Source organism: Acinetobacter sp. GQ146, from assembly GCF_059758585.1.
Genome location: NZ_JCAXDV010000006.1, coordinates 137,523 through 152,027, shown reverse-complemented (window position 1 = coordinate 152,027; position 14,505 = coordinate 137,523). Strand labels below are relative to the sequence as shown.

Genomic DNA, 14,505 nt, shown 5'->3' with positions numbered 1-14,505 from the left:
TCAAATAAAGCATGTTAATATGCTGGGCATAGGGAATTTATTACGTTTGCCATGTCGAATTTCAATAAAAAGTTATTTAAGCGCCTACACTTAAATCATGCTTATGGACAGCTGATTGCCATGATTTTTGTGCCGATTATGATTTTGGCCTGCGTGGGTGCGGCATTGGTTTTAACTGAAACCTCCAATGCCGCAAAAGCACAACAACGTCAAATGGCGATTGCTATTCTGACACGCTATCAAAGCACGGCTGAATCTGCGTTGGATTTGCTCAATCGCTATCCATGGCATTACGATCAAGCGCAAAATGCCATGCAGTATATGTTTAATGAAAAGCTGCTGAATCACGCCACCATTCTGGATCACACTGGTGCTGAACGTATTAATATTGGCAGTGATGCGCAAGAACCATGGCCCAAATTCCCTAAAGATAAAAGCTTTTTTGGTCCAATTAAACAAAATGGCAATCATGTCTATGGCATGCAAATTAATGAATCGCCGCATCAAAAAGGCTGGTTATTAATTGAGTTAGACAATCAACCGCTACAAATTGCGCGTTATCGCGTACTGATCGTATTGGTTGCGACAGGCTTATTAACCTTATTACTGTTATTGCTGTGCCTGAATTTCTATTCACGTCGCTGGATTGCCCCGATGTATGAAATTCGCATGCAGTTACAACGCTTAAATGCCGACACATTAGATCAACACATGATCATTAACAGTACTGGCGAACTGCGACTGTTACAGCGTGATATTGCCAATGTGGTCAAACGCCTTCATTTCAGCTTTTTGGAATTAAAAGAACATACCGAACAAACCGAAGATGACTTAAGACGTACATTAGACACGCTCGAAGTCCAGAACATCACCTATCGTCAAGCACGTGACCAAGCTATTTCAGCCAACCAAGCCAAATCGGTTTTCTTGGCCAACATTAGTCACGAACTGCGAACCCCGTTGAACAGTATTGATGGTTTTATACATTTGCTGTTACGGCAGGGAAACCTCAGCAACGAACAAAACTTATATTTACAAACCATTCGTAAATCGTCTGCGCATTTATTGGCACTGATTAATGATGTCTTAGATTTCTCCAAAATTGATGCGGGTAAATTGGAGCTGGAAACTGCTCCCTTTGATCTTGAGGAAGCCATCTTTGATGTGATGGATATGTTGTCCCCTCTGGCGGCACAAAAACATATCGATATGGCATTCTACTATGGCGATGATGTCCCGAAACAAGTGATTGGCGATGCCCTGCGTTTTAAGCAAATTCTGACCAATTTAATTTCCAATGCCATTAAATTTACCCCAGATGGTGAAATCATCGTACGGGTTCGCATGAAACATGATGATATTGGACAATGCTTACTCCATTTTAGTGTGCAAGATAGTGGCATTGGATTAAGTGGTACCGATCGTAAGCGTCTGTTTGAATCGTTCTCACAAGGTGATGCCTCAGTGACCCGTCAATTTGGCGGTACTGGATTGGGTCTGGCAATTTCCAAACAATTGGTACACCTCATGCAAGGGCAAATTGGTTTTGAAGACAACCAAGAACGCGCCCCAACCGAGAAAGGCTCAACCTTCTGGTTTACCGCCATGTTTGCGGTAGATGAAGAATATGAAATCGTGCATCCGCAATTTGGGCACATGAAAGTGGTGTCCTACTTGGCTCACCATGCCGCCGCGCATGTTCTACGCCATTATTTAGAAAACTATCAAGTGGAACATATTGAAGCGGCATCGATTCTGGATTTATTTAGCCGCCTCAATCAAATTCAGTCGCAACAAGAAAACACTTGGTTGATTGTCGATCACAGTGGTGACACCGAAGCCATGCTGAAAGAGATTCGTAGTCGCTATACCGGTAGTCTTGCGGTCTATGGCTATCAAATGGCGCTCGATCCGAACATGCTCAATGAATATCGTGCACGCCCACTGTACCAACCGTTGAGTCGGAATGCCTTGATTCAGCTATTAAGCAATCAATCCATTTTCCAGTCGGAACAGCATGAAAACTTTGATGGTCAGGGCTTGCATATTTTAGCGGTTGATGACCATTTACCCAATTTGATTGTACTCGAAGCACTCTTGAGTGAATTAAATGTCACCACAACCAAAGCCCAAAGTGGTCAGGAAGCAATTGACATTATTCAGTCTCGGCTTGAACAAAAGCTCAAACCTTTTGATTTGGTATTCATGGACATTCAAATGCCAGTGATGTCGGGGATTGATACGACGCGTGCCATTCGCGCTTTGGAATCCACCTTAGAGGAAGAATCTCACCTACCGATTATTGCCCTGACTGCACATGCCTTAGCGGATGAAAAGCAAAAGCTGTTAAAAGTAGGGATGGACGATTACGTCACCAAGCCAATTCAAATTGAACAGATTATTCAGATTTTAACGCACTGGACACGTAAACAATTCGACAAAACCGCTTTGGTCGAGAAAAACATAGTGCTTGAAGCACTCGATCCGCAGATTCTCAACTGGCAACAAAGCCTACAGTTGGCGGCCAATAAAGAAGATTTGGCGGCCGATTTACTGAAAATGCTAGTTGATAGCTTCCATACCGAACTGGATGAAATGCAGCAACTGATCGAACTCGAAGATTTTCCACAGCTAGAACATGTCCTGCACCGCCTGTATGGCGCCACTCGCTACGTGGGTGCACCAAGTCTACAAGAAGCTTCTGGTGCCTTTGAGCAATTCATTTCGACCCTACGCAAAGAAAAACGTCGGGCGGATGAGCAGTTTATTCAAGAAACACTACAACGCTTTGATGAACTAAAATTGATCATGCAACAAGTACAGCAAGCAGCACAGTCAGTTTTGAATAAATACGGGCAATAAAGAGCATCGAAAAGATGTGACTGCTCTGTCATGCAAGTGCTTTGGCTGCATGCTATGCTCCGAAGCAAAGCAAAATTAGAGTATCCAACATGGCTTTATTACGTGTAGAAAAACAGAATGGAATCGCAACGGTCAGCTTAAACCGACCAGAAAAGCGTAATGCAATGAGCTTTGCTCTCTTAAACGAACTGGTGAAAGTAGCCAATCAACTCAAAAAAGACCGCAGTATCCGTTGTGTAATTTTAACTGGCGAAGCCCATGTATTTAGCGCGGGAATTGACCTTGCCGATTTAAACAATCCCAAAAATCGTGCTTATGCGGCATGGGAACTGGTGAAACCTGGCCAAAGTTTATTTCAAAAAGCTTTCCTGATTTGGCAAGAACTGCCGGTTCCCGTGATTGCAGCCTTAGAAGGTTTTTGCTTCGGTGCGGGCATGCAATTGGCGTTGGCGGCCGATATTCGAATTGCCCACCCTGAAACCCAAATGTCGATTATGGAAAGCCGCTGGGGTTTAGTGCCAGATATGGGTTTGAGTCGCTCACTGAAAGGGGTTATTGGGCTGGATTTAGCCAAAGAACTTACCCTGACGGCGCGTATCTTTGATGCCAAGTATGCCAAAGAGATTGGCTTGGTCACCCATTTATCTACAACCCCTTTACAACAAGCTCAAGCACTGGCAGAAGAAATGTTGCAACGTTCACCAGATGCCTTAGCCGCTGCAAAACAGGTTTTGGATGCCATGGAACACCATCCCCGTAAATCTTTACGCTTAGAGAAAATTTGGCAGTTGAAACTTTTACTTGGCAAAAATAGCCAATTGGCACGCAAAAAAGACAAACAACCTGAAGTCGAATTTGTTCCGCGTCAATTTTAATAATTTAAAGCAACAACCTTAAACGATAGAGAGATTCCAATGAGTTTTGATCGTAATACGAAAATTGCATTTCTTGGTATGGGACTCATGGGCAGCCGTATGGCAACCCGATTACTGCAAGCGGGATTTGAAGTAGCCGTATGGAACAGAACTGCTGCGGCCTGTGATGTTCTGATTGATCTGGGGGCAACAGCCTTACAACTCGAACAGATTGCGGACTATCCGGTAATTTTGACTTGCTTGGCAGATGACTCTGCAATGCAACAGGTCATTGAGAAAATCCGTCCGTTTTGGCAAGCTCAACAAATCATTGTGGATTTCTCAAGTTTATCGGTCGGGCAAACCCAATCCTTGGCTGCACTGGCCTTGCAAGATGGTGTTCACTGGATTGATTCACCTGTGTCGGGAGGCACAGCTGGTGCAGAACAAGGGACTTTGGTGATTTTTGCGGGAGGCGACGCCAGCATCATTCAGGACCTGTCACTGATTTATAACGTGCTTTCACAACGCGTCACCCGTATGGGAGAAACTGGCACAGGTCAAGCCACCAAAATTTGCAATCAACTGATTGTGGCTGCCAATAGCACCTTAATTGCAGAAGCCGTTGCACTGGCACGTCAAGCCGGTGTAGATACCACATTACTTGCACCTGCACTGGCGGGAGGCTTTGCCGACTCTAAGCCGTTTCAAATTTTAACACCTCGCATGGCCAGCCATCAGTTTGAACCTGTACAATGGAAGGTACAAACTTTATCAAAAGATTTAAATAATGCGGTACAGCTAGCCGAACAATTCCAACTGGATATTCCAGTCGCAAAAAAAGCGTTGTCGCAATTGCAGACACATCAAAATAAAGGCTATGCTGAAGCTGATTTAGCAACAGTAATTCAACAAGTTGAAACAGAATAATAATGCAGGAGCAAGCTCATGACTAAACTCGCAGTGAATCTGTCCATGATCTTTACGGAAGTGCCACTCATTGAACGTTTTGCACTTGCTTATGCACATGGCTTCAAACATGTTGAAATCCAGTTTCCTTATGAACTCAGCATTGCGGACATTCAGAACCAACTGACTCAGCACGATTTAAGTTTATGCCTGATTAATGTTCCTGCGGGTGATTTAATGCAAGGTGGCAATGGCCTAGCGGGCATCCCCGGTAAAGAGCTTGAATTCCATCGAGCCCTAGAAACCGCCATTCAATATGCCGTGGCATTAAAAGTCCCTAGCGTCAATATTTTGGCCGGCAAACAACCACTGGACTGCGACCTGTTACCTTGCCTAAATACCCTCGCTAAAAATTTGAAGCTGGCCTGTTTTATGTTGGCTGAACATCATATTCAGCCTGTCTTTGAAATGATTAATGGCACCGACATGCCGCGCTTTCTCATTCAGAATATTGCCCAAGCGCAGGAAATTCTGGAAGCGGTACAGCACCCTGCTCTGAAGATGCAATATGATTGTTATCATATGGCCATGATGGGCGAAGATGTGCTAGAAGAATTAAAACAAAATATTCTAGAAATTGGTCACATTCAATTTGCAGACTGTCCTGGACGACATGAGCCAGATACCGCACAAATTAACTTCAAAGAAATTTTTGATTGGCTGAGTCATAGCGATTATGCAGGTTTTATTGGTGCAGAATATCGCCCCCAAGCGCATTCCAACCATTCTTTCGCTTGGAAAAACAAGTATTTTGCCGAGCATCCACAAAGTTAAAAAACAGACAATTGAAATTTAGTGATAAAACCGCTATATTAGAAGGTGAGTTATTGTCAGGAATTATGACCCTTTATGAATTTAGAACCATCGCCCAGCGCTTCTAATTCTCTCGATCTCGCAATGAATTCTCAAGCTCAGGATGTACAAGCTTGCTTAAAAGTTGTACATGAAGCTCTATTAGATGTAAAAGCCAAAGATATTATTGAACTTGATGTGAGCAGCATCAGCAATGTCGCAGATGCGATTGTGATTGCAAGCGGTACATCAACTCGCCACGTAAAAGCACTTGCTGACAATGTGGCAGAAGAAGCACGTAAAGCTGGTTTCCGCCCTATTGGTGTAGAAGGCGAACGTGATGCAGAGTGGATTTTAATTGACTTGGGACACGTTGTTGTTCATGTCATGCTTCCAACTGCACGTAAATTCTACGACCTAGAAAGTTTATGGCGTACAGCTCCAGAATCTGTAGCATAAGAACAATGACCCTCAAGGTCTAAAAAGCCAGTTATTCTTCAGAGTAACTGGCTTTTTTATTGTGCATCTTTTTATGGATTCTCACCATCTTATCCGCCATCAAAAGACACGCTCAAACCGAGAGTGCCTTTATAGACAAGCCCAGATCCATTTAAATTAACTGCTGTAGATCAACCCCCATAAATTGCTGTTTGATCTGCTCTTTGACCCGTGCAAAGATAAAATCTGCTTTAGTGGGACCATAAAACTCGCAATACACTTCATAAATTACCGTGAGTGCTTTGGCATAACTGCTGACTGGTAAGAGTGAAACAAAATCATGCGCATGAATTTCCAAATGAGAGGCAACCGCATAACCCATCTTACTAAAACGCATTTTCAGCTCCTGATCAAAATCAGAAACATCACTAGGAACCACCCCTTTGAGCAGCAGGGCGACAAACTGCATAAAGGCATCCCTGAGCTGTGTCGATTCCAAAGCCTCTGCTTTGCTCTGCGGTTTCACCTCCAATAAAACCTGCTTCTCGACTTGCGCAATCTCAAACAAGACCTGACGTAGCATATCTTTGCGATAGAAACGCAATTCATCGGTATTACAGACTTCACTCAAAAAGCGATTCAATACAAATGAAGGTTTATCGCCATACTCTTTTTCCCAGTAACTTAAGACCCGCTCCAAAGCAATTCCATTTAAATATTGGCTAAGACCTCGCTCTATGGCACTACGTTTTTGTCCAATACTTAACAATTCATTTGGCATACTGCTGAACTCCTTAATGACGTTTGGTCATACCATCAGTTTCAAAAGTCACATCACGCTGAAATTCAGGATAAGACAATTCTGCATGCTCGCTATAATCCAAGCCACGTTGTTCATGCTGAGTACTCACACGTAAGCCCCCTAAGAGCTTTTCCAGCACTTTAAATACCATAAATGCCACACCAAACCCCCAAACAAAACCAGCAATAACACCTAAAATCTGTACTGAAATAATGTGTGAATTAAACGGACTGGCTTCATAAAACAGACCAGCAGCAAGGGTTCCCCACGCACCACAAAAACCATGCACGGTCACAGCATCCACCACATCATCCAGCTTTAATTTCTCCATCAGCACAGGAATCACACTCACCACCAGCCCCGCAGCCAAACCTGTAACAATCGCATATACTGGACTCATGGTGGCACAGCCCGCAGTAATGGCAACCAATCCCCCCAAAGAAGCATTAATCGTGGTCCGAATAAGAATCGCCTTGCCACGCACTAAGGCATAAAACATATAAGCTACCGCTGCGGCACATGCTGCCAGATGGGTATTCAAAGCAATTCGACCAATACTGACTGTGGCATTGACGGTAGAGGCTGCATTAAATCCAAACCAAGCCAACCATAAAATAAATCCGCCCAACGCCACCAAAGGTACATTATGCCCTGCCAGATAATGCGATTGCCCATTACGCCCAAAACGCCCCAAACGCGGTCCCAAAACCAGAATCCCGGCCAATGCCACCCAGCCACCAATTGAATGCACGACCGTCGAACCAGCAAAATCAATAAAACCCAGAGACTTTAACCAGCCTTCCCCTGCAAACAAACTCCCCCATGCCCAACTACCAAACACAGGGTAGATTAAGCCACTGACCACAGCCGCACTCACCACATAAGCCACAAAATGGATCCGCTCTGCCATCGCCCCGCTGGCAATCGTGGTTGCTGTTGCCGCGAACATCATTTGAAAGAACACTAAATTCCAATGCCAATCATCCAGTTGATTCGGAGCAAAATGACTTGCACCAAACCAACCTGTGGTATTGATACCAAACATCAAACCAAAACCCACCAGCCAAAAGACCAAGCCTCCCAAGCAAGCATCCATATAGTTTTTCATCAATACGTTGACCGTATTTTTGCCACGAACGGAACCACTTTCCACCAAAGCAAAACCCGCTTGCATAAAAAACACCAAGATTCCGCCCATCACCACCCAGACACTATCGAGGGAGATGCGAATTTCCTGAATATTTTGCGCTTGTGTCGCAATCGCCTCAGCCGCAACACTATTGGCTGACCAACCCCATAACAGCATTAAAAGTAGATAATTTATTGTTTTCATGAACACCCCCATAATCTGTTCACAAAAAAGCAAAATCAGTGCCAACTAGAACACAAAACCATCAAGATAAGATTCCCCTCTTAACCAACACCAACCCCCACAATTCATTCCTATGCCATTTCAGACAACCCATCACAAAAATCCATGCAGGTTTAAGCATAAAAAAACCACCCCGCAGGATGGTTTTTCAAATACAGCTCAATTCAATATCTAAGCCATAAAACTTGCAATCAAATCATTCTTAATCAACATATAGATACACGCTATATAGGTTTCTATACTTGGTACAATTTAAGAACACCAATAGACATCTAGAATTGCCTGAGAATGTTCAGATTTAAATTCCTCTGAGCTTTTATATTTTTAATTGGCTCTTTTCCGCATGGATTATTTTGTGATAGCACTCTTTTTCGCTAATACAGCCATCATCATTGGTGCAATTTGCTCATCCGTCAAAGCAGGAAAAGCTTTCATAGAAAGAATATCATTCCACTCCATTACCCATTGCTGTATCGACTCAGCATCATTGGCCTCGATTACAGCAAAACCCGATAATTGCGCCACTGTATGCCATCTTCCTAGCAATTTTATTTCAGTTGGCACTTTTCCTCCTGACTCAAGAAACCGTTCCATCGCCGCATTACGATTTTCTGAGCGAACTTTGTACTTCACGATAAATAACATAAGCCATCTCCTCGATGAATCAACACAACTACCTTACGATCCCGTGTGAGCTTGCCTTACTCATCCTCCTAACCATAATGATCTGCCAGTCATGTGATCTTACTATTGTGACAATTTCCCCTCATATTTTTGATAGTATTTTGATCACTATTTGGTTGTATTTTGATATTTATAAATTGTAGTACAGTCACTGAGCATTCATTCACTCATTAAATTCACCTCAAAAATCGAGGCTATTTTTAAGAGCAGAGTAAATGAAATTAACTCCACATTTTCATAACCTTCAAACATATAGATTTCTTAAAACAAAAAAAACCACCCCGCAGGGTGGTTTTTTCAATTCTAAGATTCAGTCTCTTAGTGACCTGTACCATTAATGGCTTTGGTCATATCTTCCACGACTTTCTTCGCATCACCGAAGACCATCATGGTTTTTTCATTGTAGAACAAGTCATTGTCTAAGCCCGCATAACCTGTCGCCATCGAGCGTTTGATCACCATAATGGTACGCGCTTTATGTGCTTCCAGAATTGGCATACCGTAAATCGGAGAGCTTGGATCATCTTTCGCGGCTGGGTTAACAACGTCGTTTGCACCAATCACCAGTACTACATCTGTTGCAGGGAAGTCTGAGTTAATCTCATCCATCTCTAAGATGTCTTCATAAGCTACATCTGCTTCTGCAAGTAATACGTTCATGTGACCTGGCATACGACCTGCAACTGGGTGAATCGCGAAGCGAACTTTAACACCTTGTTCCTTCAAGATTTCACATAACTCTTTAACCGCATTTTGTGCACGACCTTGCGCCATACCATAGCCAGGTACAATCACAACACTGTCTGCATTTGACATCAAGAAGCCTGCATCATCTGCTGAACCCGAACGATGGTTACGCTGTGCTTGTTCGCCTTTGTCCGCAGAAGCTACCGCTGTTCCGCCCATTGCGCCACCAAACAAAACGTTGATGATGGAACGGTTCATCGCCTTACACATGATGTAAGAAAGAATTGCACCCGAAGAACCTACCAATGAACCCGCAACGATCAACATGTTGTTTTCAAGCGTGAAACCAATACCTGCTGCTGCCCAACCCGAGAATGAGTTCAACAGTGATACCACGACTGGCATATCACCGCCACCTACAGGTGCAATCCATACCCAACCGAATGCCAGTGCAAGCGCTGTCATGGCCCAGAATGCATTCATATTACCTGTGGTGAAGAAGTAGAAACCACATGCCAGCATTGCAATAAAAATTGTTGCTTGAACCGGTTTAACCCATGCACCCGAAATGGTTTTTGCCCATTTTTTCGCAGCCAATTTACCGTAAGCAAATACAGAAGCTGTAAAGGTAATCGCACCAACGAAACAACCAACAAACAATTCGAATAAATGCACACTACTCATATGCGCATGTTGCACACCCGCAGCAGTTAAAGCCGCTTCATTTTGTTCAAACAATGCTGTGAGCTGGTTGTTGTGCAGAATGGCAGCAATCGCAATCAGTACCGCAGCCAAACCCACCAATGAGTGCATTAAGGCAACAGTTTCTGGCATTTGCGTCATTGGAACCGTTTTCGCACGCGCGATACCAACCACTGCACCCAGTACCATGGCACCGCCAATCATCCAAATCACCGGATGGTCGGCGACAAAGAAGGTGGTTACAACAGCAATCGCCATGGCGATCATGCCGTAACGATTCCCTTGAATTGCCGTCTTAGGACCTGACAAACCACGTAACGTTAAGATAAAGAGGACTGCCCCAATCAGGTAGAACCAATCCGCATAGTCTCGAATAAATTCCATGTATTAGCCCTCTTTCTTCTTTTGCTTCGGCTTGAACATTTCAAGCATACGAGCGGTTACCGCAAAGCCACCAAAAATATTGATACTTGCCAAGAACACAGCCACTGCACCCAAGATGCTCACTACATTCACGCTTTGGAAAGCAACATTGGGATCAACCCCAATTACTGGCATACCCACTGTCTGAATCATCGCACCAACAATGATGATCGAAGATAAAGCATTGGTTACCGCCATCAATGGCGTATGTAATGCTGGTGTTACGCCCCATACCACGTAATAACCTACGAAGATGGCAAGGACGAAAATTGTAATCGTTTCAACCATGAGTAATCTCCTTAACCACGCTTCAGCAGTACTTGACCGCCATGTGTAACCATTAGCGCTTTTTGAATTTCATCTTCCTGATTCAAGACAAGGATTTGGTCTTTATCAAATAAGGTTTCGACAAAATTAAAAACGTTACGTGCATACAGTGCAGATGCTTCGGTAGACACGGTTGATGGAATATTTGGAACACCCAAAATTTTCACACCATTTTCCGTAACCACAGTGGTCCCACATTGTGAACCTTCAACGTTACCGCCTGTTTCCACCGCCATATCCAGAATGACTGAACCCGGTTTCATCTTGGCAACTGTTTCTGCCTTGATTAAACGTGGTGCATCACGACCTGGTAACAATGCCGTGGTAATCACGATATCTGCATTGGATACCGCTTTGTCCACGATTGCCGCTTGGTCTTTGATGTATTGCTCACCTGGCATCCATCCATAACCGTTTTTCGCGGCATCGGCTGCACGTTGCTGTTCTTCTTCAGACATTGGCACGTCTAACCACTTACCACCCAAAGACTCCACTTGGTCTTTTGCAGTTGGACGTAAATCTGTAGCTTCAACCACTGCACCTAAACGTTTTGCAGTTGCAATCGCCTGTAAACCAGCAACACCCACACCCATAACCACAATACGCGCAGGTTTTACTGTACCAGCAGCGGTCATTAACATTGGGAACATGCGTTGATATTCTGCTGCAGCCAAAAGTACAGATTTGTAGCCTGCAAGGTTGGCTTGAGAAGACAACACGTCCATGTTTTGAGCACGAGACAAGGTACGTGGCAACAGCTCTAATGCAAATGCAGACACATGTTGTGATGCAAATTGATCTAGCTCGGTGTTACGGTGCGGGTCAAACATTGCCACGACTGTGGTATTTGCTGCCATTTTTTGAATTTCCTCACCCTTCGGGGCGCGGACTTTCAAAATCAGTTGACTTCCCGTATAGGCATCATCTGTAATTTTGGCACCAACTTGTTCATAAGCACTGTCAATGTAAGCAGCCTTAACACCTGCTCCACGTTGAATAACCACAGTATGACCAGCATTGATCAACTTCTTGACTGTCTCTGGCGTAGCGGCTACGCGATTTTCACCGACGACAGTTTCGGTTGGGATTCCGATTTGCATGAGCATTCCTCAAGCTAATTTTTGTCTAGCAAACACCGTTAAAAACGATGTTCCCCCAGGATGTGTTCTTGTTGAATTTTTGGATTCTAATTGAACTGTTTTAAATTACCACCCAATATTTATTTAATAAATACCCATATTTTGAACTGATGATTCATAAATATAATCATTCGATATATCATCCATCAGTTTTGCCCAACACATAGGTGAGTAAAATTCATACGAATATCGGGTGATTTTTATTTTTATCTCTCCCATACCCCAAAAATCTCAGCTTTACTCCCCACAACGCTGTAGTTGCACTGGTGATTTTGACAACTGCCCTAGGATGCAGCTTCTATGCTGAGCCTGATCAAGGTGCGCTTGATTCAGCCCTTTTCTTGATTTTTCTGCACAAAGTTGACCTGAATGACATTTTATAAAACCATGACGACAGCAACGAATGGGCTTAATCAGGCTGAAATTTGAATTTTTGGACCAACTCATGACTTGCCTGTGCTGAATCAGCATCTTCAAGCTTAACGCCACAATAAGTCATAAAAGTGAAATAGGGCGAAAGTCTTATCAAGCAGAAAATTTAATTAAAAAAATTTTTCTAATCATTTAGCCTGATGATGCAATATGTTTCACTTGTCATATTTTGCACTATTTTAGGTCACTAAATATTCACCCAAGCTAAAGCCTAACGGACAGCATGAACAAGTCTTTTGGCCTGACAGAATTTTTACACAGGATAAGAATTCAAATACCCCATTGATTATCAAAAGATTTAATATTTTAAATCAGCTAATTTAATAAATTTAAGCTATATATCTTTAAATTTATTATTCCAAATCGTATGTAGATCTATCAGTTTTTTGCATTTTTAACTGTGCCTGCCACACTCTATACTGCAAAGCTCGATCAATCGCCCAATTGTTTAAAGCGCATCCACCATGACCTTTTCTTTATCCCGTACCCAACTTGGTAGCTTATTTGCAATTGGTGCAGCATTCTTATTTAGCAGCAAGGCCATCTTCATTAAACAAGCCTATGCTCTGTCTCCACTGGTCGATGCCACCCTCCTGATGGCAATTCGTATGGCCTGCGCACTCCCGTTTTTTTTACTGATGAGTTGGCTGAATCGTCATCACAATCGAAATTTATCCGTAAAAGATTGGTCCCTGTTGATGGTGGCGGGCTTAATGGGCTACTACTTTGCCAGCTGGTTGGACTTTCAGGGTCTGATGTATATTAGTGCCTCGCTCGAACGGATTATTCTTTTCCTTTATCCCACTTTAACCGTGTTGGCATCTTGTGCGTTGTACCGTCAGAAGTTGTCTCTTAAAAGCATATTTGCAATCTTACTCAGTTATGGCGGAACAGTATTAGTGATGTTGCAAGAACAGCAGAATGCTCCTGTACAAGAACATTTCTGGCTGGGTGCCAGTTTTGTCTTTGCCAGTGCAATTGCCTTTGCGGCCTATTTATTATTAACCCCGCCCTTGATTAAAAAATTTGGTTCATGGAACTTTACTGGGCTGGCACTCAGCACTGCCTGTATTGGAACCTTAGTACAATTTTTTTGGGTGACTCCTGCACCTTTTGAGCTGATTCAGCAATTACCGACAGGCGTATTATGGTATGGCTTAGCCCTCGGCTTTTTTGTCACCGTGGTTCCAACCGTTTTATTAATGCAGAGTATTGAACGTCTTGGGGCTGCGCAATCGGCCATGATTGCCTCCATTGGCCCCATCTTGACGATATTATTGGCCGTGGCTTTTTTAAATGAACATCTAAATTTTTGGCAATGGGTGGGCTGCTTGCTCAACATTGTTGGGGTCATGCTGATTACTTTATCCAAAAAGAAACTGGCCAACTAAGGGGATGCAATCCCAATCAAGCATGCAGAATACCGCGTACTGATCACACTATTCCTTGTTCGTAAGCTGGAACTGTGCAGCATCTGCCTGGATATGCAATAACAGTTGCTGAAAATGTGCACCAGCCGATTCTGCCGCCAAAGCATCCTCAGGGTTACGCAGCGGACATTGCTCGAGTGACAGACAACCACAGCCAATACACCCATCCAGCTGTTGCCGCAGTTGCAGTAAACGTATGATGTGCTGATCTAAGGTCTGTTGCCATTGTTGTGACATGTGCTGCCAATCTTGCTTACTGGGATTACCCTGTTTCGGCAACACCTGAAATGCTGTCTTGACCTGTTGCAGCGAAATTCCCACCTGTTGTGCGGCTTTAATAATGGCAACACGTCGTAGCATTGCACGTTGATAACGTCGTTGATTACCTGAGGTACGAATACTCCAAATCAGCTGCTTTTCTTCATAAAAGCGCAATGTAGCAACCGTGACATCACTCCGTTTTGCCAATTCCCCTATTGTGAGCCATGAAGATGGAGAGCCATCCTTATTCTGCGGATCTGACATGAATACTTGACCTCAAGTTAACTTGAGCTTTGATACTAGCAAAAATTTACATCAAAGCAGAACCGCT

Annotated in this window: 13 protein-coding genes; 6 read left to right on the top strand and 7 right to left on the bottom strand. The window is 43.5% G+C overall.

Translation table 11 applies throughout. The features are described from left to right. The first annotated feature begins 51 nt into the window (after nt 1-51). From AC6CHI_RS11440 to rsfS, 5 genes are all read left to right on the top strand, one after another. Nucleotides 52-2,862, top strand: coding sequence for a GacS-like sensor histidine kinase (locus AC6CHI_RS11440; RefSeq protein ID WP_458892920.1), 2,811 nt, complete (start codon nt 52-54; stop codon nt 2,860-2,862). An 89-nt stretch (nt 2,863-2,951) separates the two neighbouring features. Beyond that, the gene (locus AC6CHI_RS11435; RefSeq protein WP_498121374.1) at nt 2,952-3,737 is read left to right on the top strand and encodes a crotonase/enoyl-CoA hydratase family protein; all 786 of its coding nucleotides are present in this window, start codon (nt 2,952-2,954) and stop codon (nt 3,735-3,737) included. Nucleotides 3,738-3,776: 39 nt separating this feature from the next. Continuing rightward, nucleotides 3,777-4,646 carry an NAD(P)-dependent oxidoreductase gene (locus AC6CHI_RS11430; protein WP_498121373.1) on the top strand — a complete coding sequence of 290 codons (870 nt, stop codon included), beginning with the start codon at nt 3,777-3,779 and terminating at the stop codon, nt 4,644-4,646. Between the two features lie 18 nt (nt 4,647-4,664). Then, nucleotides 4,665-5,459, top strand: a complete 795-nt coding sequence (locus AC6CHI_RS11425) for a hydroxypyruvate isomerase family protein (protein WP_458892923.1) — start codon at nt 4,665-4,667, stop codon at nt 5,457-5,459. A 75-nt stretch (nt 5,460-5,534) separates the two neighbouring features. Beyond that, nucleotides 5,535-5,936 (top strand): ribosome silencing factor, encoded by a 402-nt coding sequence (gene rsfS, locus AC6CHI_RS11420; RefSeq protein ID WP_458892924.1) that lies wholly within the window; start codon nt 5,535-5,537, stop codon nt 5,934-5,936. A gap of 151 nt (nt 5,937-6,087) precedes the next feature. On the opposite strand, the gene AC6CHI_RS11415 is transcribed toward rsfS, so the two are convergent. The 6 genes from AC6CHI_RS11415 to AC6CHI_RS11390 form a co-directional block, all read right to left on the bottom strand. Beyond that, nucleotides 6,088-6,696, bottom strand: a complete 609-nt coding sequence (locus AC6CHI_RS11415; protein WP_498121371.1) for a hypothetical protein — start codon at nt 6,694-6,696, stop codon at nt 6,088-6,090. 13 nt (nt 6,697-6,709) lie between these two features. Then, on the bottom strand, nt 6,710-8,050 hold the full coding sequence (locus tag AC6CHI_RS11410) for an ammonium transporter (RefSeq protein WP_498121370.1): 1,341 nt from the start codon (nt 8,048-8,050) through the stop codon (nt 6,710-6,712). A 387-nt stretch (nt 8,051-8,437) separates the two neighbouring features. Continuing rightward, nucleotides 8,438-8,734 carry a DUF3303 domain-containing protein gene (locus AC6CHI_RS11405; RefSeq protein WP_498121369.1) on the bottom strand — a complete coding sequence of 99 codons (297 nt, stop codon included), beginning with the start codon at nt 8,732-8,734 and terminating at the stop codon, nt 8,438-8,440. Between the two features lie 357 nt (nt 8,735-9,091). Next, nucleotides 9,092-10,546 (bottom strand): NAD(P)(+) transhydrogenase (Re/Si-specific) subunit beta, encoded by a 1,455-nt coding sequence (locus tag AC6CHI_RS11400; protein WP_498121368.1) that lies wholly within the window; start codon nt 10,544-10,546, stop codon nt 9,092-9,094. A 3-nt stretch (nt 10,547-10,549) separates the two neighbouring features. Further along, entirely contained in the window at nt 10,550-10,873 is a 324-nt protein-coding gene (locus AC6CHI_RS11395; protein ID WP_498121367.1) for a proton-translocating transhydrogenase family protein, read from the bottom strand. Between the two features lie 11 nt (nt 10,874-10,884). Next, on the bottom strand, nt 10,885-12,012 hold the full coding sequence (locus AC6CHI_RS11390; protein ID WP_498121366.1) for a Re/Si-specific NAD(P)(+) transhydrogenase subunit alpha: 1,128 nt from the start codon (nt 12,010-12,012) through the stop codon (nt 10,885-10,887). A 935-nt stretch (nt 12,013-12,947) separates the two neighbouring features. Here AC6CHI_RS11390 and AC6CHI_RS11385 point away from each other — a divergent pair. Beyond that, nucleotides 12,948-13,874 (top strand): DMT family transporter, encoded by a 927-nt coding sequence (locus AC6CHI_RS11385; protein WP_498121365.1) that lies wholly within the window; start codon nt 12,948-12,950, stop codon nt 13,872-13,874. A gap of 48 nt (nt 13,875-13,922) precedes the next feature. On the opposite strand, the gene soxR is transcribed toward AC6CHI_RS11385, so the two are convergent. Next, nucleotides 13,923-14,438, bottom strand: a complete 516-nt coding sequence (soxR, locus tag AC6CHI_RS11380; protein ID WP_498121364.1) for a redox-sensitive transcriptional activator SoxR — start codon at nt 14,436-14,438, stop codon at nt 13,923-13,925. Between the last annotated feature and the right edge of the window lie 67 nt (nt 14,439-14,505).

Coding starts and splice junctions, on each gene's coding strand:
- AC6CHI_RS11385 (WP_498121365.1), top strand. CDS start 12,948: ATGACCTTTTCTTTATCCCGTACCCAACTTGGTAGCTTATTTGCAATT.
- AC6CHI_RS11400 (WP_498121368.1), bottom strand. CDS start 10,546: ATGGAATTTATTCGAGACTATGCGGATTGGTTCTACCTGATTGGGGCA.
- AC6CHI_RS11425 (WP_458892923.1), top strand. CDS start 4,665: ATGACTAAACTCGCAGTGAATCTGTCCATGATCTTTACGGAAGTGCCA.
- AC6CHI_RS11430 (WP_498121373.1), top strand. CDS start 3,777: ATGAGTTTTGATCGTAATACGAAAATTGCATTTCTTGGTATGGGACTC.
- AC6CHI_RS11410 (WP_498121370.1), bottom strand. CDS start 8,050: ATGAAAACAATAAATTATCTACTTTTAATGCTGTTATGGGGTTGGTCA.
- AC6CHI_RS11415 (WP_498121371.1), bottom strand. CDS start 6,696: ATGCCAAATGAATTGTTAAGTATTGGACAAAAACGTAGTGCCATAGAG.
- rsfS (WP_458892924.1), top strand. CDS start 5,535: ATGAATTTAGAACCATCGCCCAGCGCTTCTAATTCTCTCGATCTCGCA.
- AC6CHI_RS11395 (WP_498121367.1), bottom strand. CDS start 10,873: ATGGTTGAAACGATTACAATTTTCGTCCTTGCCATCTTCGTAGGTTAT.
- AC6CHI_RS11440 (WP_458892920.1), top strand. CDS start 52: ATGTCGAATTTCAATAAAAAGTTATTTAAGCGCCTACACTTAAATCAT.
- AC6CHI_RS11405 (WP_498121369.1), bottom strand. CDS start 8,734: ATGTTATTTATCGTGAAGTACAAAGTTCGCTCAGAAAATCGTAATGCG.
- AC6CHI_RS11435 (WP_498121374.1), top strand. CDS start 2,952: ATGGCTTTATTACGTGTAGAAAAACAGAATGGAATCGCAACGGTCAGC.
- soxR (WP_498121364.1), bottom strand. CDS start 14,438: ATGTCAGATCCGCAGAATAAGGATGGCTCTCCATCTTCATGGCTCACA.
- AC6CHI_RS11390 (WP_498121366.1), bottom strand. CDS start 12,012: ATGCAAATCGGAATCCCAACCGAAACTGTCGTCGGTGAAAATCGCGTA.